A 22,229-nucleotide genomic window follows, 5' to 3' on the forward strand; every position below is an offset into this window, starting at 1 on the left:
CTTTCGGTCAGAAAATCGTTGACCGAAAAGTCAGACATGACTAGATTCGGCGCAAAGCGGTTAACAACAATAATGAGTCTGCGAGGCCTTCCGTGATCCAGTTTTTACTAAACCAGGAGCTCCGTAGCGAGCACGCCCTGGACCCGAACCTGACCGTGCTCAACTATTTGCGTGAGCACCTGGGCAAATCCGGCACCAAGGAAGGCTGCGCCAGCGGCGACTGTGGCGCCTGCACCGTGGTGGTCGGCGAGCTGCACACCGACGATCAGGGCGCCGAGCAGATTCGCTATCGCAGCCTCAATTCGTGCCTGACGTTTGTTTCGTCCCTGCACGGCAAACAACTGATCAGCGTCGAAGACCTCAAGCACCAGGGCCAACTCCACAGCGTGCAACAAGCCATGGTGGAGTGCCACGGTTCGCAGTGCGGCTTCTGCACCCCGGGTTTTGTGATGTCACTGTTCGCCCTGCAAAAGAACAGTGATGCCCCCGACAGCCAGAAAGCCCACGAAGCCCTGGCCGGCAACCTCTGCCGCTGCACCGGCTATCGCCCGATTCTCGCCGCCGCTGAACAGGCCTGCTGCAACAAGCCCCAGGACCAGTTCGACAGCCGCCAGGCCGAAACCATCGCCCGCCTGAAAGCCATCGCACCGACGCAAACCGGTGAACTGAACAGTGGCGACAAACGCTGCCTGGTGCCGCTGACCGTCGCCGACCTCGCTGACCTCTACGACGCCTACCCGCAAGCCCGGCTGCTGGCTGGCGGCACCGACCTGGCGCTGGAAGTCACCCAGTTCCACCGCACGCTGCCGGTGATGATCTACGTCGGCAATATCGAAGAGATGAAGCGCATCGAAAGCTTCGACGACCGCCTGGAAATCGGCGCGGCCACGTCGCTGTCCGATTGCTACACCGCTCTCAACCACGAATACCCGGACTTCGGCGAATTGCTCCACCGCTTCGCCTCGTTGCAGATCCGCAACCAGGGCACCCTGGGCGGCAATATCGGCAACGCCTCGCCCATCGGTGATTCGCCGCCGCTGCTGATCGCCCTCGGCGCGCAGATCGTGCTGTGCAAGGGCAACACCCGCCGCACCCTGGCCCTGGAAGATTACTTTATCGACTATCGCGTCACTGCCCGTCAGGACAGCGAATTCATCGAAAAAATCATCGTGCCCAAAGGCGTGCCGCTGTTTCGCGCGTACAAGGTTTCCAAGCGCCTGGACGATGACATCTCTGCCGTCTGCGCCGCCTTCAACCTGAAGATCGATAACGGCGTTATCAGCGACGCGCGGGTTGCCTTCGGTGGCATGGCCGCCACCCCGAAACGCGCAAAAAACTGCGAAGCGGTGCTGAACGGAGCCACCTGGAATTCCGCCACCGTGGAAAAAGCCTGCGCTGCGCTGGCCGAAGATTTCACGCCTCTGTCGGACTTCCGCGCCAGCAAGGAATACCGCCTGCTCAGCGCGCAAAACCTGCTGCGAAAATATTTCATCGAACTGCAAACGCCGCACATCGAGACTCGGGTGACCGCTTATGTCTAACCATCACGCCGTGGAAAAATCCCAGGCCGAACTCGCCGAACTGTTTGCCCAGGACCTGACCAGCGGAGTCGGTCGCAGCGTCAAGCACGACAGCGCCGCCAAGCACGTCTCGGGCGAGGCGCAGTACATCGATGATCGCCTGGAATTCCCCAACCAGTTGCACCTGTATGCCCGCATGTCGGACCGCGCCCACGCGAAGATCATCAGCATCGACACCGCGCCGTGCTACGCCTTCGACGGCGTGCGCATCGTCATTACCCACGAAGACGTGCCGGGCCTGAAAGACATCGGCCCGCTGATGCCCGGCGACCCGTTGCTGGCCATCGACACCGTGCAGTTTGTCGGCCAGGTGGTGCTGGCCGTCGCCGCCCGCGACCTGGAAACCGCACGCAAGGCCGCCATGGCCGCCGTGATCGAATACGAAGACCTGGAGCCGGTGCTGGACGTGGTCGAGGCGTTTCGCAAAAAGCATTTCGTGCTGGACAGCCATACGCACCAGCGCGGAGATTCCGCCGGCGCGCTGGCGACCGCCAAAAACCGCATCCAGGGCACGCTGCACATCGGCGGCCAGGAACACTTTTACCTGGAAACCCAGATCTCCTCGGTGATGCCCACCGAAGACGGCGGCATGATCGTCTACTGCTCCACGCAAAACCCCACCGAAGTGCAGAAGCTGGTGGCCGAAGTACTCGACGTCTCCATGAACAAAATCGTGGTGGACATGCGCCGCATGGGCGGTGGTTTCGGCGGCAAGGAAACCCAGGCCGCAAGCCCCGCATGCCTGTGCGCGGTGGTCGCACGCCTCACCGGCCAGCCGACCAAAATGCGCCTGCCGCGGGTCGAAGACATGCTGATGACCGGCAAACGCCACCCGTTCTATATCGAGTACGACGTGGGCTTCGATGACACCGGCCGCCTGCACGGTATCAATCTGGACCTGGCGGGCAACTGCGGCTGCTCACCGGACCTGTCGAACTCGATTGTCGACCGCGCCATGTTCCACTCCGACAACTCCTATTACCTGGGCGACGCCACCGTCAACGGCCACCGCTGCAAGACCAACACCGCGTCCAATACCGCTTACCGTGGCTTCGGCGGGCCACAAGGCATGGTCGCCATCGAAGAAGTGATGGACGCCATTGCCCGGCATCTGGCCCTCGACCCACTGGCCGTGCGCAAGGCCAACTACTACGGCAAGACCGAGCGCAACGTCACCCACTACTACCAGACCGTCGAGCACAACATGCTCGAAGAGATGACCGCCGAACTCGAACACAGCAGCCAGTATTTCGAGCGCCGCGAAGCGATCCGTCGCTACAACGCCAACAGCCCGATCCTGAAAAAAGGCCTGGCGCTGACGCCGGTTAAATTCGGCATTTCCTTCACCGCCAGCTTCCTCAACCAGGCCGGTGCGCTGATCCACATCTACACCGACGGCAGCATCCACCTGAACCACGGCGGCACCGAGATGGGCCAGGGCTTGAACATCAAGGTAGCGCAAGTGGTGGCCGAGATTTTCCAGGTGGAAATCGACCGCGTGCAGATCACCGCCACCAACACCGACAAGGTGCCGAACACCTCGCCGACGGCGGCTTCCAGCGGTGCCGACCTGAACGGCAAGGCCGCGCAGAATGCTGCCGAAACCATCAAGCAACGCCTGGTGGAATTTGCCGCGCGCAAGTATGAAGTCAGCGAGGCCGACGTTGAATTCCACAACGGGCATGTGCGGGTTCGCGATCATATCCTGACGTTTGAGGCGCTGATCCAGCAGGCGTATTTCGCCCAGGTGTCGCTGTCCAGCACGGGCTTCTACAAGACGCCGAAAATCTTCTACGACCGCAGCCAGGCGCGCGGCCGGCCGTTCTACTACTTCGCGTTCGGCGCGGCCTGTTGCGAGGTGATCGTCGATACGCTGACCGGCGAATACAAGATGCTGCGTACCGACATCCTCCACGACGTGGGCGCCTCGCTGAACCCGGCCATCGACATCGGCCAGGTCGAAGGCGGCTTCATCCAGGGCATGGGCTGGCTGACCATGGAAGAGCTGGTCTGGAACAACAAGGGCAAGCTGATGACCAACGGCCCGGCCAGCTACAAGATCCCCGCCGTGGCCGACATGCCGCTGGACCTGCGGGTGAAGCTGGTGGAAAACCGCAAGAACCCGGAAGACACGGTGTTCCATTCCAAGGCCGTGGGTGAGCCGCCGTTCATGCTCGGCATCGCCTCGTGGTGTGCGATCAAGGATGCCGTGGCGAGCCTGGGTGACTATCGTCATCAGCCGAAGATTGATGCACCGGCGACGCCGGAGCGGGTGTTGTGGGGGTGTGAGCAGATGCGCCAACTGACTGCCGCGAAGGCTGTTGAAACTGAAACCGAGCTGGCTTCGCTTTAGACCGAGGCGCTGCCATCGCGGGCAAGCCCGGCTCCCACATTTGGATGTGTGAACCCGATCAAATGTGGGAGCTGGCTTGCCTGCGATAGCGGTCGAACTGACAACAGAGATGCTGAGGTAAACATGAACAACTGGATCAGCGCCCTCGCCGACCTGCAGAACCAGGGTGAACCCTGCGTGCTGGTGACTATCATCGAAGAGCTCGGCTCCACGCCGCGCAATGCCGGTTCGAAGATGGTCATCAGCGCCGCCCACACCTTCGACACCATCGGTGGCGGGCACCTGGAATACAAAGCGATGCAGATCGCCCGGGACATGCTCGTGCGCGGCCAGCAGAACACCCATCTGGAGCGCTTCAGCCTCGGCGCCAGCCTGGGCCAGTGCTGCGGCGGCGTGACGGTGCTGTTGTTCGAACCGATGGGCCAGGTGCAGGCGCAGATCGCGGTGTTCGGCGCCGGCCACGTGGGCCGTGCGCTGGTGCCGCTGCTGGCCAGCCTGCCGTGCCGGGTGCGCTGGATCGATTCCCGCGAACAGGAATTCCCGGAACACATCCCCCAAGGCGTGCGTAAAATCGTCAGCGAAGAGCCGGTGGATGAAATCGACAACTTGCCTGTGGGCAGTTACTGCATCGTCATGACCCACAACCACGCGCTGGACCTGGAGCTGACCGCCGCCCTGCTCAAGCGCAATGACTTCACCTACTTCGGCCTGATCGGTTCGAAGACCAAGCGCGTCAAGTTTGAACACCGCCTGCGGGATCGCGGTTTCGACACCGCGCAACTGCAACGCATGCATTGCCCGATGGGGCTGACCGAAGTCAAAGGCAAACTGCCTGTGGAAATCGCCATCTCCATCGCCGGCGAAATCATCGCCACCTATAACGCCAACTTCGGCCAGCACACTGCGAGCGCCGAACCCATTGCCAAACTGCTGCCGGTATCACGCCGCAGCCAAGCGACTAACTGAGACGACCATGCCTTTGACACGCAAAGCCTACCGTGCCGCCATTTTGCACAGCATCGCCGACCCTGCCGAAGTTGGGATCGAAGCCTCCTACGAGTATTTCGAAGACGGCCTGCTGGTGATCGACAACGGCCAGATCAGCGCCCTGGGCCACGCCAGCGACTTGCTCGCCAGCCTGCCCGCCGATATCGAAGTCACTCATTATCAGGACGCGCTGATCACCCCAGGCCTGATCGACACCCACATTCACCTGCCGCAAACCGGCATGGTCGGCGCCTATGGCGAACAGTTGCTGGACTGGCTCAACACCTACACCTTCCCGTGCGAAAGCCAGTTCGCCGACAAGGCCCACGCCGAAGAAGTCGCGGATATTTTCATCAAGGAACTGCTGCGCAACGGCACCACCACCGCGCTGGTATTCGGCAGCGTGCACCCGCAATCCGTGAACTCGTTTTTTGAAGCGGCCGAGAAACTCGACCTGCGGATGATCGCCGGCAAGGTGATGATGGACCGCAACGCGCCGGACTATCTGACCGACACCGCGCAATCCGGCTACGCAGAGAGCAAAGCGTTGATCGAGCGCTGGCATGGCAAGGGCCGTTTGCACTACGCGGTGACGCCACGTTTCGCACCGACCAGTACGCCAGAACAACTGACCCTCGCCGGGCAGTTGCTGGGGGAATACCCGGACCTGTACATGCAGACTCACATCAGTGAAAACCTGCAGGAAGTGGAATGGGTGAAAGAACTGTTCCCGGAGCGCAGCGGCTACCTGGACGTGTACGACCATTACAAATTGCTGGGTGAGCGCTCGGTGTTCGCCCACGGCGTGCACCTGTGCGACGACGAATGCGCGCGGCTGGCAGAAGCCGGCTCGGCAGTCGCGTTCTGCCCGACGTCGAACTTCTTCCTGGGCAGCGGGTTGTTCAACCTGCCGATGGCCGAGAAGCACAAGCTGAATGTCGGCCTGGGTACGGATGTCGGTGGCGGCACCAGCTTCTCGCTGCTGCAAACCTTGAACGAGGCGTACAAGGTGATGCAACTGCAAGGCGCACGCTTGAGTCCGTTCAAATCGCTGTACCTGGCCACCCTGGGCGGTGCGCGGGCGCTGCGCCTGGAAGACAAAATCGGCACGCTGCAACCGGGCACTGATGCGGACTTTTTGGTGCTGGATTACAACGCCACGCCACTGCTCAGCTATCGCCTGAAGCAGGCCAATAACATTGCCGAGACGTTGTTTGTGTTGATGACGCTGGGGGATGACCGGGCGGTGTTGCAGACATATGCAGCGGGGCAACTCGTGCACCAACGCTGATTTAACAGGCACCACAAAACAAATGTGGGAGCTGGCTTGCCTGCGATGCAGACACCTCGATCATTCAGTTGAACCGAGGTGATGCTATCGCAGGCAAGCCAGCTCCCACATTTTTGATCGGGGTTTACAGTTTTACGGACGAGCGCCCCGGCTTCTTGGTCTGCAACAAATGCGAGAACACCGCATGCAGGTCATCCGACGCACTTTCCTCGTCGAGGTTGAGCTTGCTGTCGATGTGATCCATGTGGTGCATCATCAGGTTCACAGCCAAATCCGCATCCCGCGCTTCGATCGCGTCGATCAACTGGGTGTGCTCATCATAGGAACAGTGCGAGCGGTTGCCGCTTTCGTACTGGGCGATGATCAACGAGGTCTGGGACACCAGGCTGCGCTGGAAGCTGATCAGCGGCGCATTCTTCGCCGCTTCAGCCAGCTTCAGGTGGAACTCGCCGGAAAGCCGGATGCCCGCGCCGCGATCACCCCGGGAAAAGCTGTCGCGCTCGTCGTTGACCATCTGCCGCAGCTCGGCCAGTTGCTCGGCCGTGGCATGCTGCACCGCCAACTCAGTGATCGCACGTTCCACCAGGCGTCGGGCGAGGAACACCTGGCGGGCTTCCTCGACACTCGGGCTGGCCACTACCGCGCCGCGATTGGGCCGCAGCAGTACCACGCCTTCATGGGCCAGGCGCGACAGCGCACGGCGAATGATGGTGCGGCTGACGCCGAAGATTTCGCCCAGCGCTTCTTCACTCAATTTGGTACCGGGCGCCAGGCGTTGCTCGAGGATGGCCTCGAAGATATGCGCGTAGACGATATCGTCCTGGGTTCCACTGCGACCGGCCTTACCGGCTCGCGGTTGTTTCTTGAGGGGCTGCAACTGTTCGTTCATGGGCACTCGGGTCGGGAGAACGGCGGCGAATTGACGTTGACTGTAATACGGCACAGAGGGTCGCTGGCAAGTATCGCGTAAAATCAGCGCACATTGTACACAACCCATTGCGCCAACACACTGTACGGCTGTTTGCGGCGCCGGCTGTATTGCAATGAATCGTTACGTTTGAGTTTAGGCTTGATTCCACGTTTTCTCCTTTCTTTGTAGGAGCGAGCTTGCTCGCGAAGGTCGTTAACGATGACGTTGGTCTACTGACACCCAACGGCGCCCTCAGGTTTTTCGCGAGCAAGCTCGCTCCTACAAGAACAGCCCGGTATAAGGAACACCGCCCCATGTCCGACGTCCCCCAAGCGCGATTACGCCCACTGGCCGACACTTCGCCTTCGGCCATCGTCGCCGGTTTCATTGCCATGATGACCGGCTACACCAGCTCCCTGGTGCTGATGTTTCAAGCCGGCCAGGCCGCCGGCCTGACCACGGCGCAGATTTCCTCGTGGATCTGGGCAATCTCCATCGGCATGGCGGTGTGCAGCATTGGCCTGTCGTTGCGCTACCGCACGCCGATCACTATTGCCTGGTCTACGCCGGGCGCAGCGCTGTTGATCACCAGCCTGGGCGGCGTGAGTTACGGCGAAGCCATCGGCGCCTATATCACCTGCGCAGTGCTGGTGACGATCTGCGGGCTGACCGGCAGCTTCGAAAAACTCGTCAAGCGCATCCCGGCCTCCCTGGCCGCAGCCTTGCTGGCGGGGATCCTGTTCAAGATCGGCAGCGAGATTTTCGTCGCCGCCCAGCACCGTACCGGGCTGGTGCTGGGGATGTTCTTCACTTACCTGATCATCAAGCGCCTGTCGCCGCGTTATGCGGTGCTCGCAGCCTTGCTGATCGGCACGGCGCTGTCCGGGTTGATGGGGTTGCTGGATTTCAGCGGTTTCCACCTGGAAGTGGCGACGCCGGTGTGGACCACGCCGCACTTCTCCCTGGCGGCGACCATCAGCATCGGCATCCCGCTGTTCGTGGTGGCCATGACCTCGCAAAACATGCCGGGGGTCGCGGTGCTGCGGGCCGATGGCTATAACGTGCCGGCCTCGCCCCTGATCACCACCACCGGCCTGGCCTCGCTGGTGCTGGCACCCTTCGGCTCCCACGGCATCAACCTGGCGGCCATCAGCGCGGCAATCTGCACCGGGCCCCATGCCCATGAAGATCGCAACAAGCGCTATACCGCTGCTGTCTGGTGCGGGATTTTCTACGGGATTGCCGGGGTGTTTGGCGCAACGCTGGCCGCGCTGTTCGCCGCCCTGCCCAAGGAACTGGTGCTGTCGATTGCGGCACTGGCGTTGTTTGGCTCGATCATCAATGGCCTGAGTATCGCCATGAATGAGCCGAAGGAACGGGAGGCAGCGTTGATCACCTTTATGGTCACAGCGTCGGGGTTGACGTTGTTTTCCATCGGTTCGGCGTTCTGGGGGATTGTGGCGGGGGTGTTGACGCTGGTGATTCTGAACTGGCGCAAGGCCTGAATCTTTAAGACCCAGTAACGAAAAAGCGACCCGAATGGGTCGCTTTTTCATGACATCAGACTGCCGGGTTGATCGGCTTTTCTGGATGCCAAGCGTCCAACAGGGCGCTGACTTCAACGCGGGTCAGCTCTGGACGAGCCTTCAGCCACGCTTCAACAGCGGCACGCTGTTCTTCGTTGACCGAACCACGGGTGGCTTTGCAAACCAGACCGAAGTCATCACCGCCAACGTAGTCCAGGCCGTTGCCGTCCATTGCTTCAGTCAGGAATGCTTCGAGGAAAGCGTCAACCGCTTCATCGTCCAAACCTTCTTTGAAGTCCAGGTTCAGTTCGAAACCCAGCTCTTGAAATTCATCAACGCACAGTTTTTTGCGCAGACGCCGGGAACGGTTAGTCGCCATTGGAACAATCCTCTTAAGTAATAACGGGCGGCACTTTAGCAGTTTAAGCCGGCCTTTGCCCGACTCTCTGGGACAGGCGGCAGAGTGCCAGTAAAAAAAACCGCGAATAGCAGCTATCGTTCAGGCACAAGTACGACTGCCTTGGGGCATAATGCCGACACTTTCATGACCATTGAGGGATTTTTCTTACATACCCCTCGCCTTTTTCATCCCCTCAGCAGTAGGGTTTTAATTCTTATGATCAAATCTTTGCGTCCATTGTTACTTGCCGGATTTCTTCTGCCCCTGGCCTTTTCCGTTACCGCCGCCCCCGTCAACACTTCCCTGCCGCCCAAGGTCCAGGAAGCCCTCCAGAAAGCCAAGCTGCAAAACAACGCCTTGTCCCTGGTGATGATTCCTCTCAATGGCCCGGGCACCCCGACCGTGTTCAACGCCGACGTATCGGTCAACCCGGCCTCGACCATGAAGCTGGTCACCACCTACGCGGCCCTGGAAATGCTCGGCCCCAACCATCAGTGGAAAACCGAGTTCTACACCGACGGCACCCTGAGCGGCGGCATCCTCAACGGCAACCTGTACCTCAAGGGCGGCGGCGACCCCAAGCTGAACATGGAAAAACTCTGGCTGCTGATGCGCGACCTGCGGGCCAATGGCGTGCAGCAAGTGACCGGCGACCTGGTGCTGGACCGCGGCTTCTTCATCCCGCCGCAACTGCCGGAGTTCAATGACGACGGCAACGACGAGAACAAGCCGTTCCTGGTCAAGCCCGATGCCCTGATGGTCAACCTCAAGGCGCTGCGCTTCGTCACCCGCAATGATTCGGGCAAAGTGCTGGTATCGGTGGAACCGCCGATTGCGAGCATTCGCATCGACAATCAGGTCAAGGTCTCCAACGCCAAGCAATGCACGGGCGATGTGCGCTACAGCCCGATGACCGCCGCCGATGGCAGCGTCACCGTGACCGTCAGCGGCCAGTTGGCGGATGGCTGCAGCTCGCAGACTTATCTGTCGTTGCTGGACCACGCCACCTACACCGCCGGCGCCGTTCGGGCGATCTGGAAGGAACTGGGCGGCAGCATCCAGGGCCGCGACATCCAGGCACCGGTACCGAAGAACGCCAAGGTGCTGGCCCGGGCGTTCTCGCCGGACCTGGCGGAGATCATCCGCGACATCAACAAATACAGTAACAACACCATGGCCCAGCAGCTGTTCCTGAGCCTGGGCGCGCAGTTCCGCACCGATGCCGACGGCGACGACGCCAAGGCCGCCCAACGCGTAGTGCGCCAGTGGCTGGCGAAAAAAGGCATCACCGCGCCCCACCTGGTGATGGAGAACGGCTCCGGCCTGTCCCGCGCCGAACGGGTCAGCGCCCGCGAGATGGCGACCATGCTGCAAGCGGCGTGGAGAAGCCCGTACGCGGCGGAATACATCAGCTCGCTGCCGATTGCCGGCACCGACGGCACCATGCGTAAACGCCTGAAGACCACCGCCATGCGCGGTGAAGCCCACGTCAAGACCGGCACCCTGAACACCGTGCGGGCGATCGCCGGCTTCAGCCGCGACAACAATGGCAATACCTGGGCGGTGGTGGCGATTCTCAACGACCCGAAACCGTGGGGAGCGTCCTCGGTGCTGGACCAGGTGCTGCTGGACCTGTATCGCCAGCCCAAGCTGGCGGCGGCTGCTCCGGTCCTCTAACCGCCGACGAAAATCAAATGTGGGAGCTGGCTTGCCTGCGATGCAGGCGCCGCGGTCTATCAGGGATACCGAGGTGATGCCATCGCAGGCAAGCCAGCCCCTACAGTGATCTGCAGGCTTCAGGCAAGCGTCCGCTCTGCCTCAACTCTGTCCCGGCCCGCCTGCTTCGCCGCATACACCCCCGAATCCGCCCGCAGCAACAAGCCGTCAACGCCCTCCTCGACCCGCCAACTGGCCACCCCGAAGCTCGCCGTCACGGTCCCCACACCCTCCATCGGCGCACTGCGCAACGCCTGCCATAACTCCAGGGCCACACTGAAGGCCTGACCGCCGTCGGTATTGGGGCACAGCACTACGAACTCCTCGCCCCCCAACCGGCAAAACACATCCGTGCGTCGCAACCGCTGGCTGATACGCTGGCACAACTCCTTGAGCACCTCATCGCCCACCCCATGACCATGCTGGTCATTGATGCGCTTGAAGTGGTCGATGTCGAACATGATCACCGACAACGCCCCCGAAGCACGCTTGACCCGGATCATCTCGGCTTTCAGACGATCCTGGAAATAGCGTCGGTTATGGATACCCGTCAGCGAGTCGGTAATCGACAACGCCCGCAGCTCTTCCTCGACCCGCTTGAGGTCGGAAATATCCGACACGTAGCCGTACCATAAGGTACCGCCGCCGGGCAGTTCTTCCGGCGTCGCTTCACCGCGAATCCAGCGCAGCCCGCGACGCGGCAATTGCACCCGGTACTCTTCACGCCAATGGCTCAGCTGCAGGGCAGACAGGCGAATGGACTCGCGTACCCGTTCGACGTCCAGCGGATGAATACGCTCGAACACCTTTCGCGCATCCTGCTGCAGCAGCCCCGGCTCGATTTCGTAGATATCGCGAATGCCGTCGCTGACATAAATGAAACGCGAGATATCGTTCGGCTCCAGAACAAACTGGAAAATGCCGCCAGGCACATGGGCACTGAGCTTCTTCAGCAGGCGATCCCGCGCGGCCAGCGCCTCATAGACGCGCTTTTGCTCGGTGACATCCAGGCAGATCGCCAGGTGCCCGACCCATAGGCCATGTTCATCCAGCAACACGGTGGCGAGCATGTTCACCGTCAGTTGGCTGCCATCCTTGCGCACCAGCGTCCATTCCCGGGCTTCGTGAACGGTGTCGGCACTGTCCACCAACATCGCCTGGCCTGGCCCGATGCGCTTGCCCAGGGCCGCACTCAACTGCGCGGCACGGTTTTCCAGCTCGGGCGCCCGGTGCAGGCTTTCGAGGGTCAGGTGGCCCAGAACCTCCTCCACGTCATAACCCAGCATCTTCTCGGCACCGGCATTGAAGGTGGTGATCACCCCGCGCAAGTCGGTGGCAATGATCGCCACCTGGGTCGCCGCATTCAACACGCTGCGCAGTTGCCCGTGGGTACCCCGCAGCTCCTGTTCACGCTGACGCAATTGCGCGGTGCGCTGCTCCACCAGTTTCAATGCACGCTGGCGCTGGCTGACCAGCACGTAGAGCAAGGCGCTGAGTAACAGGCTCAGCAGGCCGCCCATCACCAGGATACTGGCCAGCGAAGAATGATTGCCCTGCTGGAACACCTGGCTGGGGCGCAGGCTCAAGGCATAGATGTGGTCACCCAGGGTCAACCGGCGCGCGGCGACCAGGTCGCTGTTTGCCACGGCGTTGCCGGATTCGTACAACACGCGTTTTTCTGCGTCGGAGGTGTCGACGATCTGCGTCACCAGGTTGTCCCGGGCAGCCTTGGGCAAGCCATCGGCCACCAGCTGGCGCATGCTGATCACCGCCATGACGTAGCCGTAAGGTTCGCTGACGGGCGTTTGTGTCGTCGGTGCCCGGCTGACCGGTGCCACCAGCAGCACGCCCATGGCGTAGGCCGGCTCCACACCCACCAGTTGCATGGGCTGGGACACCGCCATTTTGCCTGACTGTTGCGCACGCTCCACCGTCGAGCGCCGCAGTGGCTGGGCCAGCAGGTCAAACCCCAGTGGCGAGCCAAGCAGGCTCTGGGTCTGGCTGTACAGCACCGGCACATATTCATCACGCTGGCTGGCCGGGGTCAGTTCACCTGCCGCGTTCAATTCGCGAATGGAGAAGCTCGCGCGGCGCTCAGCCGTCACCTCTTGCTCAAACGCACTGCGCTGGTCACGCGAAACCCGGGGCGCCCAGGCATAGGCGCGGGCACGCAACAGCAAGGGCTGCGCGAAACCGTCGAACTCTGCGCGGGAGACCGTATTGGAGTTGACGAAGAACCGCCGCAGGCTGCCCAGGCGTTGCTCCTGGTCCTCGAAACGCTCCTGGAGGCGACTGTAACGCTCGTTGACCAGCAACTGAAAACGCTGGCGCAGTTGCTGCTGATAGAGATCGGAGGCGGCCCAGGCGACGATGACCGTCAGCGCGATACCGGACAGAAACACCACCACCGCCACCAGCCACGCCGACACCTGCTCACTGATGAAGCCTAGGATTTTCGGGCGGACGGCATGCAGCGGCATAGACAAGACTCAAAACGCCAGCGTGCAGGTGCGTCACTTTGGCCAGGCCTTAAGTTATAGCCACAGGACTTGGGTTTGACCAGCACAAAAAAAAGCCGCAAGCCCGGAATAATCCCGGCTTGCGGCTTTAGAGGGGCCGATCAGCGAGCGGTGATTTTCCACGCCCGATGAATCTTGGCGTTGCGCACAAAATCCGGGTCGATGGTCTTGTCGCTGATCTCTTCGACGGCGTACCGCTCGACGAGGTTGTCTTCCAGCTGGAACTTGCGGAAGTTGTTGGAGAAGTACAACACGCCGCCCGGTGCCAGGCGCGCCATGGCCAGGTCCAGCAACTGCACGTGATCACGTTGCACGTCGAAGATGCCTTCCATGCGCTTGGAGTTGGAGAAGGTCGGCGGGTCGATGAAGATCATGTCGAACTCATCGCGGCTGGCTTCCAGCCAGGCCATGACGTCGCCCTGCTCCAGGCGGTTCTTGTCGGAGAAACCGTTGAGGGAGAAGTTGCGGCGCGCCCAGTCCAGGTAGGTTTTCGACAGGTCGACGCTGGTGGTGCTGCGCGCGCCGCCTTTGGCCGCGTGCACACTCGCAGTGGCGGTGTAGCAATACAGGTTGAGGAAGCGCTTGCCGGCCGCCTCTTTCTGGATGCGCATGCGCATTGGGCGGTGGTCGAGGAACAGGCCGGTGTCCAGGTAATCCGTCAGGTTGACCAGCAGCTTGACGCCGCCTTCGCTGACCTCGGTGAACTTGCCCTGGGCACTCTGGCGCTCGTACTGCTTGGTGCCGCTCTGACGCTCGCGACGCTTGACCACCACGCGGTTCTTGTCGATGCCCAGCGCCTGGGGAATGGCCGCCAGCGCATCGAACATACGCGCCGAGGCTTTTTCCGGGTCAATGGACTTGGGCGCCACGTATTCCTGGACGTGCACCCAGTCGTGGTACAGGTCGATGGCCATGGAGTATTCCGGCATGTCGGCATCGTACACACGGTAGCAATCGACGCCTTCGCGCTTGGCCCACTTGCCCAGCAGCTTCTGGTTCTTTTGCAGGCGGTTGGCAAACATCTGCCCGCCTTCGCTCAAGCGCGCCTGCTCGACCACAGGGGCCGGGGCGGGTTTGATCGGGTTACCGTTCTTGTTGTACTGACGCTCTTGCGGCTCGGTCGGTGCCTGGTCGTAGGCGGCCTGCTCGCGTTCGGCCTGGCGTTGCTCCGGAGTACGGCGCTCGCCGGTGACGAACTGGTCGGGGGTGACCTTGATCAGCAGCAATTTGCACGGCAAGGCGCCGTTCCAGAACGAATACTGTTTGTGGCTGCGGATGCCCATGCGCTTGCCCAGGTCCGGCGCACCGGTAAACACCGCCGCTTCCCAGCCCAGGCACGCCTGGCGCAGACGCTCGCCGAGGTTCTGGTAGAGGTACAACAGGCTGGCTTCATCACCCAGACGCTCGCCGTAGGGCGGGTTGCAGATCACCAGGCCTTTCTGGTTCTGGTCCGGGCGCGGCTCGAAGGTGCCGACTTCACCCTGGTAAATCTTGATCCAGTGGCTCAGGCCAGCACGTTCGATGTTGTTGCGCGCCGGCTGGATCAGGCGTGGGTCCGCTTCGTAGCCGCGGATCCACAGCGGTGGCTTGGCCATGCCGACGGCAGCACGTTCGCTGGCCTCTGTATGAAGTTTCTTCCACAGCGCCGGAACGTGGCCGAGCCAGGCGGTGAAACCCCACAGCTCACGGTTCAGGTTGGGGGCCATGTCGGCGGCGATCATCGCGCCTTCCACCAGGAAGGTACCGACGCCACACATCGGGTCAGTCAGCGCGCCGCCTTCGGCAGCAATGCGCGGCCAGCCGGAACGAATCAGGATCGCCGCCGCCAGGTTCTCTTTCAACGGCGCGGCACCCTGCTGCAGGCGGTAACCGCGCTGGTGCAGGCTGTGGCCGGACAGGTCGAGGGACAGGATCGCTTCGCCACGGTCCAGGCGCAGGTGAATGCGCAGGTCCGGGTTGATCTTGTCGATGGACGGGCGTTCGCCGGTCGGGGTGCGCAGCTTGTCGACAATCGCATCCTTGACCTTCAGCGCGCCGAAGTGGGTGTTGTCGATGCCCGAGCCATGGCCGCTGAATTCAACGGCGAGGGTGCCATCGGCGAGCATGTGGTCTTCCCACTCGATGTCCAGCACGCCGTGGTAGAGGTCTTCGGCGTCCTTCATCGGGAAGCGCTTGAGCACCAGCAACACGCGGTTGGCCAGGCGCGACCAGAGGCACAGGCGGTAGGCGGTCTCCATGTCGGCCATGCCGCGCACGGCCGAGGTGTGCTCGCGGGCTTCCTCAAGGCCAAGCCCGACGGCTTCCTCGATCAGCAGGCCTTCGAGGCCCTTGGGGCAAGTGAGGAAGAGTTCAAAACGGTCCGACATGGGGCATTCCAGGCTTTTCAGCAATAAGTGAACGGGCGACGCATCGCGCGTTCGGTTTTCAATCAAGCGCTTTTCTTGAAGAGCGCTCGTGTGGCACGAATGTGCCGTTCCACCCCGGCTACAGGCCTTATGGGCCTTTATTGACGGGGCAGTTCATGTATTGGGTGCAACAAAAAGAAATATTCTGACCCTTCGTCGAATAATAACCGACTGCAACAGGCGGGCATTCTCACTAAAGGATTAAACCCATCCTCTTTGAAGGGCACATCATAGCTGGGTTTGCCCAATAAAAGGGGCGAAAAGCCATCCCAGCTTATGGCTATAGCATCATTATCGTTACGTGCTTATGACAAAACGATCATTGAATCCATGTGACCTATTGGTTAGAACTCAACACAGGTTGGCGCCGTAACGACGCCGACACATAGGCTCGCCACGCCGGCAGCGAGCCCACCAACGGCAGAAAAACTCTGCCCGGCCTCGGACGAGGCCGAAGGATATCAAGACAGTCAACAAGTGAGGGAAACACCCTATGAGAAGACTTAAGCGTGATCCGTTGGAAAGAGCATTTTTACGCGGATATCAATATGGCGTTCATGGCAAATCCCGTGAGCTTTGCCCATTTACTCTACCGTCGGTACGCCAAGCCTGGATCAACGGCTGGCGAGAAGGACGCGGCGACAACTGGGACGGTATGACTGGCACTGCGGGAATCCACAGACTCAACGAACTTCACGCCGTCGGCTAATCAAGGGCATTTAATTCCGACACCACCACGAATACGCAACACCTTAACCACGCACGCCCTATCCGGGCGGCGGGCTTCGGCCCAGGGGCTCCTTCAAGGAGCCCTTTTTATTGCCTGCTCTGAGCCTCGTGGCAGCGCCGCGATCGCATCCACCGACTGGCGAATCAGTGCCGGGCCCTTGTAGATAAAGCCAGAATACAACTGCACCAGGCTGGCGCCGGCGGCGATTTTCTCGGCCGCGTGCCTGCCTTCGGTAATACCGCCCACCGCAATGATCGGCAAGCGCCCGGCCAGCTCGGCCGCCAGCACCTTGACGATGTGGGTGCTCTGGTCGCGCACCGGCGCGCCGGACAAGCCACCCGCCTCGTCACCAAAGGCCAGGCCTTCGACACCGACGCGGCTCAGGGTGGTGTTGGTGGCGATCACCGCGTCCATGCCCGAATCCACCAGGGCCTGGGCCACCAGCACGGTTTCTTCGTCGCTCATGTCCGGGGCAATCTTGATCGCCAATGGCACACGCTTACCATGACGCACCGCCAGGTCTTCCTGACGCTGGCGCAGGGCCTCGAGCAATTGCTTGAGGGAGTCGCCAAACTGCAGGCTGCGCAGGCCTGGGGTGTTCGGTGAGCTGACATTGACCGTGACATAGCTGGCGTGGGCGTAGACCTTGTCCAGGCAAATCAGGTAGTCATCCACCGCACGCTCCACCGGCGTGTCGAAGTTCTTGCCGATGTTGATCCCCAGGATGCCCTTGTACTTCGCCGCCTGGACCCGCGACAGCAGGTTATCCACCCCCAGGTTGTTGAAGCCCATGCGATTGATGATCGCCTCGGCTTCCGGCAGGCGGAAGATCCGCGGCTTGGGGTTGCCCGGTTGCGGCCGTGGGGTCACGGTGCCGATTTCGACAAAGCCAAAACCCAACTGCGCAAAACCGTCGATGGCTGCGCCGTTCTTGTCCAGGCCGGCAGCCAAGCCGACCGGGTTGGGGAAGTCGAGCCCCATCACCGACACCGGCATTTTCGCCGGAGCCTTGCACACCAGGCCATTGAGCCCCAGGCGGCCACCGGCCCCGATCAAATCCAGGGACAGATCGTGGGAGGTTTCCGGAGAGAGTTTGAACAACAGCTGGCGGGCCAGGGTATACATGGGCGGGATTGACTCGGATGGCGGCGAAAGGTGGCGGCGATTATAGCCGGGGTGGAGGGCTGCATGCGAGGCGTGCCGAGCAATCGTCAGTGACGGTGCGCCATCAGTTCCTCGTAGCGCGTCCAGATTTTCTGCGCGTAACGAAGGCGCAGCTCCTCACGACGAGGCCCAGGGCCAGCACCAACATTATAGGAACCGATCGCCGTCCAGTTGTAGCCGAACTGTTTGATGAAGTCGGCCAGGATTGACGCGCCTACCTCCACGGACAGGCAGGGTTCATTGAGCAACCGCTGTTCGGTAATACCGTCCTTGAGCAGGCGCGGCAGGTGGATGCTGTTGATCTGCATCAGCCCGATATCACGGGTACCGTTGTTGTTGGCGTAATTCATGGCCTCGGCGCGATACCCCGACTCCACCGCAGCGATGGCCTGCAACAGCTCCGGCTCGATGTCATAGCGGCGGGCAGCCTCGGCCCAGCAATACGCCCTGGCGTCATCAGGAAAACATAACGCAAACACCAACATCGCCATGGCTCCCTTCATACCTGGCCCCGACCACAGGCTGCACAGACGTCACTGACCCGCTTGACCGAGCAGGTCATGCGATACCCCTTGCCATACACCGTCTTGATCAGCCCTCTGCCGGCCTTCAGATATTTGCGCAGCGAACAGATGCAACGGGTGAGGGACTCTTCCGTGGCCTCGTTATGGGGCCAGGCCTTTTCCAGCAAGCGGTCCTTGGTTACCAGCGCGCCGGCCGAAACCAATAACAGGCGCAGCACCTGCCACTCCTTGGGCGGTAGCTGGATATCCGAGCCTTCACCGGTCAACCTGCCGTCGCCGTGCAATGTCCATTGATCAAAGACCATCGGGCCAGCCAGGTCCCGCTCTATCACAACGGCCATTGGTACCTCTGCATCCAACTCCCCCTCATGCCCACGCAGGTTCTCCAGAAAAGTGGCGACTATAAGAAGCTCAACCGCTGCACAGGAGAGGCAAAAGCCCACAGGCTTGTTTTTTTTCGGATTGCTGGTGTAAGACTTTTCAATGCGGCCCTCCCTCCGACTCCCGCGTAAATGCACGCTTCACCCGTTCATGCTGGGAGGGCGTCAACGGCGGCGCCTGCCCCGGCTCGGCGCCCGTAGGCACGGCATCACCCGCTGCCGTGGCCTGAATGACAAACAGCCGTACGCTATTGGCCATAGGTCCGTAGTAGCGCCCGGCCAAGGCCGGGCTGGTATCGCGCTGAAAGTCCCCCACCAGCAGCCGCCTACCCGGAGCCATGCGCACCACGGTGTTGACCCCCGTGCGCTCCACCGCCTCCGAGCGCTTGTCGCGACTGCCGGCCTTGCCCATCTGGCGGCCATCCTCGATGGTGAGCAGCATCTCGATTTCATTCGCTTCGGCGAAGCGCGGCAGCACACTCACCTGCGTGCCATAGACCACCGGCTGCCATTCATCACGGTCCTCACCCGGCCGGGGCAGATAGAACGTCTGGTTATCGTTGAAAACGGCCGGCACATTTTCCTGGCCAAGGATCACCGGCAACGTCGTGACCTTCGCTCGCCGACGCTGCTCCAGTGCCGTGATCCGCTTCATGAATGCATCGTCCTCGACAGGCGTCATTACCCGCGTTGCAGAAGACTTGCCGGCCGCGGCAAAACCCATCTGCTTGAGCTCATCACGATCCACATCCACCAGCCACAACGAAACCTCCACCCCACGCTTGGGCACGTCCAGTTCTGCCACCAGGTTTTCGATAAAGCTCACCTGCGCCGGCTTGCCCTTGATCAACAAGCTATTGGTGTCGGGATACGCCAGCACCGAAATATTCTTGTCGGCGAGTAACCCGGGTTGCCGTGGGGAGGCCCCCTTCTGTTCTACCTCCAGGAGTTTTTCGATCATCGACGCCATGCCCGATACCGTGACGGTTCTGTCGCCCATGCTGTACTCGCGGTCGGCGACGTGGGTGTTGAGCACCTGCACCACCCCGATCCGCTGCGGCCCCATGCGCAGCTCCGCACGCTGGCGGTCCATCAGTTGGGCCAGACGCAGCACATGGTCGACATAGTTCGGTGGCCCGGACACATAGAACACCCGCGCCCCGCTCGCCCTTAGCGGATAGCGTGCTTCGTCGAGCCCCGAGCGCCGCATGAACCCGCGCAGGATATCGACCGAAATATGCCGCAGTGTCACCACCGAGCTTTTCGCCTCGTCGGCGTCATAGAGGTAAAGCACTTGCCCGTCGCTGTACCAGATCAAGCCATGCTGGCGGGCGACCGACTCCAGCAGCGGTTGTGCCGAATCGAAATCGAACGCCCCGCTGATGCGCTTGCGGGCCGCTGCCTGGCTGACAACGATCGGCAGCCCCAACGGCAAGGACAGCGCCGTAAAAAAGGTATGCAGGCTTTCATCACGGGCCTGGTAGGGCTCCCCGAACATGCTGGAACTGCCCAGCATCAACAGCCAGATGAACGCAGTCGCAAAACGATGACGATTGATGAACATGCCTGCAAAGCCCGGGACCAAGGAGCGGCCATACTGCGAGCCACGCCGGTTTCAATCCTGACGGGAAGCTGACGGCCGACCGAGCTTTCCCGACCCGTGGCATGTGCCTTGCTTTGCCTTGTCTATCGCAGCCCGCGCCAACGGCGGAACGGGTTCAGGACAAAGACGTCGTTACCCCGGGCCGCCCTTGTGAGCGGCCCGACGGAGCGACGTTTTTTTATGAAAGGTACGTGTAGATGAATGATCCCCTGGCTTGGGTCAACGGCAGTGATGCCCCGGAAAAGAGCAGCCTCAACCTGGGGTTCATGGCCCTGAGCGATTGCGCCTCGGTGGTGGTCGCCGCCACCCAGGGTTTCGCCCAACCCTATGGCCTGACACTGAACCTCAAGCGCCAGTCGTCATGGGCCAGCCTGCGGGACAACCTGGTCAGCGGCGAACTGGACGCGGCCCACAGCCTGTACGGCCTGATCTATGCCGTGCACCTGGGCATCGGCGGCGTGGCGCCCACCGACATGGCAGTGCTGATGGGCCTGAACCAGAACGGCCAGAGCATCAACCTGTCCCGCGGCCTGCAACAGCTGGGAGTGACCAGTCCTGAGGCGCTGGACCGCCACGTGCACCAAAGCCGAACAAAACTCACCTTCGCCCAGACCTTTCCCACAGGCACCCACGCCATGTGGTTGTATTACTGGCTGGCCAGCCAGGGCATCCATCCGTTACAGGATGTGGACAGTGTGGTGGTGCCGCCGCCGCAAATGGTGGCGCACCTGCAAGCCGGGCGCATCGACGGGTTTTGTGTGGGCGAGCCGTGGTGCGCCAGTGCAGTGAAGCAGAACCAGGGCTTCACCCTGGCCACCACCCAGGCGCTCTGGCCCGACCATCCGGAAAAAGTCCTCGGCTGCACCCAGGCGTTCGTCGAGCAGTATCCCAACACCGCCCGGGTGCTGGTGATGGCGATCCTGCAGGCCAGCCGGTTTATCGAAGAGAGCACGGAAAACCGTCGCTCCACCGCGCAATTGCTGAGCGCCCCGCAGTACCTCGACGCACCGCTCGATTGCATCGAGCCGCGCTTGCTGGGCAGCTATGACGACGGCCTCGGCAACCACTGGCAGGATCCCCACGCACTGCGTTTTTATGGCGATGGCGAGGTGAACCTGCCGTACCTGTCGGATGGCATGTGGTTCATGACCCAATTCCGTCGCTGGGGCCTGCTGCGCGAAGATCCGGACTACCTCGGTATCGCCCGGCGTGTGCAGCAACTGGACATCTATCGGCAGGCGGCCAGTGCGGTGGGTGTGCCGGCCGGTGGCGAGGCCATGCGCAGCAGCCAACTGATCGACGGCAAGGTCTGGGACGGTTCCGACCCGGCCGGGTATGCCCGCAGCTTTCGCCTGCACGCCATGGCAGATGTTGCCAGCCGCCAAGCCTTGCGCTGACAGGAGGACCTTATGTTGCGAATCCTGTTGATCAATGACACACCGCGCAAGGTTGGGCGGCTCAAGGCTGCGCTGACCGAGGCTGGGTTTGAAGTGATTGATGAGTCGGGGCTGACGATCGACTTGCCCGCGCGGGTTGAGGCGGTGCGCCCGGATGTGATCTTGATCGATACCGAGTCGCCGGGGCGCGATGTGATGGAGCAGGTGGTGTTGGTGAGTCGCGACCAGCCGCGGCCGATTGTGATGTTTACCGATGAGCATGATCCGGGGGTGATGCGGCAGGCGATCAAGTCTGGGGTGAGTGCCTACATCGTCGAGGGGATTCAGGCGCAGCGGTTGCAGCCGATCCTGGATGTGGCGATGGCGCGGTTTGAGAGTGACCAGGCGATGCGCGCGCAGTTGCAGGCTCGGGATCAGCAGTTGGCGGAGCGTAAGCGGATCGAAACGGCCAAGGGATTGTTGATGAAAATGAAGGGGTGTAATGAGGAAGAGGCCTACACGCTGATGCGGCGTCAGGCGATGAGTCGGCAGCAGAAGCTGATTCAGGTGGCGGAGCAGATTATTGCGATGAGTGAGTTGTTGGGGTGAGGGGTGTATATCCGTTATTTAGGTAACGGCCACTATTGGTTCCGCTCTTACAGCGGCTCACTTTTGAAGAGCGCAAAAGTAAGCAAAACGCTCTTGCCCCACCACTCGGCACCTCGCCTAGGCTCGGTGTGCCCTCAGCTCCGGTAGCACGAAGCG

The 22,229-nt window shown here is 61.5% G+C and carries 17 protein-coding genes; 9 read left to right on the forward strand and 8 right to left on the reverse strand.

All coding sequences use genetic code 11. The annotated features are described in order from the left end of the window. Positions 1 to 92 precede the first annotated feature (92 nt). From xdhA to guaD, 4 genes are all read left to right on the forward strand, one after another. Positions 93 to 1,541, forward strand: a complete 1,449-nt coding sequence (gene xdhA / locus HX875_RS22385; RefSeq protein WP_177045765.1) for a xanthine dehydrogenase small subunit — start codon at positions 93 to 95, stop codon at positions 1,539 to 1,541. Beyond that, positions 1,534 to 3,933 (forward strand): xanthine dehydrogenase molybdopterin binding subunit, encoded by a 2,400-nt coding sequence (xdhB, locus tag HX875_RS22390; RefSeq protein ID WP_177045767.1) that lies wholly within the window; start codon positions 1,534 to 1,536, stop codon positions 3,931 to 3,933. Before xdhA ends, xdhB begins: the two co-directional genes overlap by 8 nt. Positions 3,934 to 4,056: 123 nt before the next feature. Then, positions 4,057 to 4,899: a xanthine dehydrogenase accessory protein XdhC gene (xdhC, locus tag HX875_RS22395; RefSeq protein WP_088424560.1), complete on the forward strand. Its 843-nt coding sequence runs from the start codon at positions 4,057 to 4,059 to the stop codon at positions 4,897 to 4,899. 7 nt (positions 4,900 to 4,906) lie between these two features. After that, complete coding sequence (gene guaD / locus HX875_RS22400; RefSeq protein ID WP_177045769.1) at positions 4,907 to 6,211, forward strand: guanine deaminase; 1,305 nt, start codon at positions 4,907 to 4,909, stop codon at positions 6,209 to 6,211. A gap of 124 nt (positions 6,212 to 6,335) precedes the next feature. Here guaD and HX875_RS22405 read toward each other — a convergent pair whose 3' ends face one another. Beyond that, positions 6,336 to 7,100, reverse strand: a complete 765-nt coding sequence (locus tag HX875_RS22405; RefSeq protein WP_003219095.1) for a GntR family transcriptional regulator — start codon at positions 7,098 to 7,100, stop codon at positions 6,336 to 6,338. Positions 7,101 to 7,435: 335 nt separating this feature from the next. On the opposite strand from HX875_RS22405, the gene HX875_RS22410 reads away from it, so the two are divergent. Next, a complete protein-coding gene (locus HX875_RS22410; RefSeq protein WP_177045771.1) occupies positions 7,436 to 8,626 on the forward strand; it encodes a benzoate/H(+) symporter BenE family transporter in 1,191 nt (396 codons plus the stop codon). Between the two features lie 55 nt (positions 8,627 to 8,681). On the opposite strand, the gene HX875_RS22415 is transcribed toward HX875_RS22410, so the two are convergent. Then, positions 8,682 to 9,026, reverse strand: a complete 345-nt coding sequence (locus HX875_RS22415) for a YggL family protein (protein WP_003219101.1) — start codon at positions 9,024 to 9,026, stop codon at positions 8,682 to 8,684. Between the two features lie 237 nt (positions 9,027 to 9,263). On the opposite strand from HX875_RS22415, the gene dacB reads away from it, so the two are divergent. Then, a complete protein-coding gene (gene dacB, locus HX875_RS22420; RefSeq protein ID WP_177045773.1) occupies positions 9,264 to 10,724 on the forward strand; it encodes a D-alanyl-D-alanine carboxypeptidase/D-alanyl-D-alanine endopeptidase in 1,461 nt (486 codons plus the stop codon). Between the two features lie 119 nt (positions 10,725 to 10,843). Here the strand turns inward: dacB and HX875_RS22425 are convergent, their stop codons facing one another. Then, complete coding sequence (locus HX875_RS22425; RefSeq protein ID WP_177045781.1) at positions 10,844 to 13,243, reverse strand: sensor domain-containing diguanylate cyclase; 2,400 nt, start codon at positions 13,241 to 13,243, stop codon at positions 10,844 to 10,846. Between the two features lie 140 nt (positions 13,244 to 13,383). Further along, positions 13,384 to 15,648, reverse strand: a complete 2,265-nt coding sequence (gene rlmKL, locus HX875_RS22430; protein ID WP_177045789.1) for a bifunctional 23S rRNA (guanine(2069)-N(7))-methyltransferase RlmK/23S rRNA (guanine(2445)-N(2))-methyltransferase RlmL — start codon at positions 15,646 to 15,648, stop codon at positions 13,384 to 13,386. Positions 15,649 to 16,180: 532 nt separating this feature from the next. Here rlmKL and rmf point away from each other — a divergent pair. Next, positions 16,181 to 16,396: a ribosome modulation factor gene (gene rmf / locus HX875_RS22435; RefSeq protein ID WP_002553055.1), complete on the forward strand. Its 216-nt coding sequence runs from the start codon at positions 16,181 to 16,183 to the stop codon at positions 16,394 to 16,396. A 93-nt stretch (positions 16,397 to 16,489) separates the two neighbouring features. On the opposite strand, the gene HX875_RS22440 is transcribed toward rmf, so the two are convergent. The 4 genes from HX875_RS22440 to sctC form a co-directional block, all read right to left on the reverse strand. Next, positions 16,490 to 17,542, reverse strand: a complete 1,053-nt coding sequence (locus HX875_RS22440; protein WP_177045792.1) for a quinone-dependent dihydroorotate dehydrogenase — start codon at positions 17,540 to 17,542, stop codon at positions 16,490 to 16,492. 86 nt (positions 17,543 to 17,628) lie between these two features. Beyond that, complete coding sequence (locus HX875_RS22445; protein WP_177045811.1) at positions 17,629 to 18,066, reverse strand: transglycosylase SLT domain-containing protein; 438 nt, start codon at positions 18,064 to 18,066, stop codon at positions 17,629 to 17,631. A gap of 14 nt (positions 18,067 to 18,080) precedes the next feature. Further along, the gene (locus HX875_RS22450) at positions 18,081 to 18,446 is read right to left on the reverse strand and encodes a winged helix-turn-helix domain-containing protein (RefSeq protein WP_177045794.1); all 366 of its coding nucleotides are present in this window, start codon (positions 18,444 to 18,446) and stop codon (positions 18,081 to 18,083) included. 139 nt (positions 18,447 to 18,585) lie between these two features. Beyond that, the gene (gene sctC, locus HX875_RS22455; protein ID WP_177045796.1) at positions 18,586 to 20,049 is read right to left on the reverse strand and encodes a type III secretion system outer membrane ring subunit SctC; all 1,464 of its coding nucleotides are present in this window, start codon (positions 20,047 to 20,049) and stop codon (positions 18,586 to 18,588) included. A gap of 236 nt (positions 20,050 to 20,285) precedes the next feature. On the opposite strand from sctC, the gene HX875_RS22460 reads away from it, so the two are divergent. Further along, a complete protein-coding gene (locus tag HX875_RS22460; protein WP_177045797.1) occupies positions 20,286 to 21,485 on the forward strand; it encodes a CmpA/NrtA family ABC transporter substrate-binding protein in 1,200 nt (399 codons plus the stop codon). Between the two features lie 12 nt (positions 21,486 to 21,497). Then, complete coding sequence (locus HX875_RS22465) at positions 21,498 to 22,073, forward strand: ANTAR domain-containing response regulator (RefSeq protein WP_177045799.1); 576 nt, start codon at positions 21,498 to 21,500, stop codon at positions 22,071 to 22,073. The last annotated feature ends 156 nt before the right edge of the window (positions 22,074 to 22,229 follow it).

The organism is Pseudomonas yamanorum (genome assembly GCF_013386765.1).
Taxonomy (GTDB): domain Bacteria; phylum Pseudomonadota; class Gammaproteobacteria; order Pseudomonadales; family Pseudomonadaceae; genus Aquipseudomonas; species Aquipseudomonas yamanorum_A.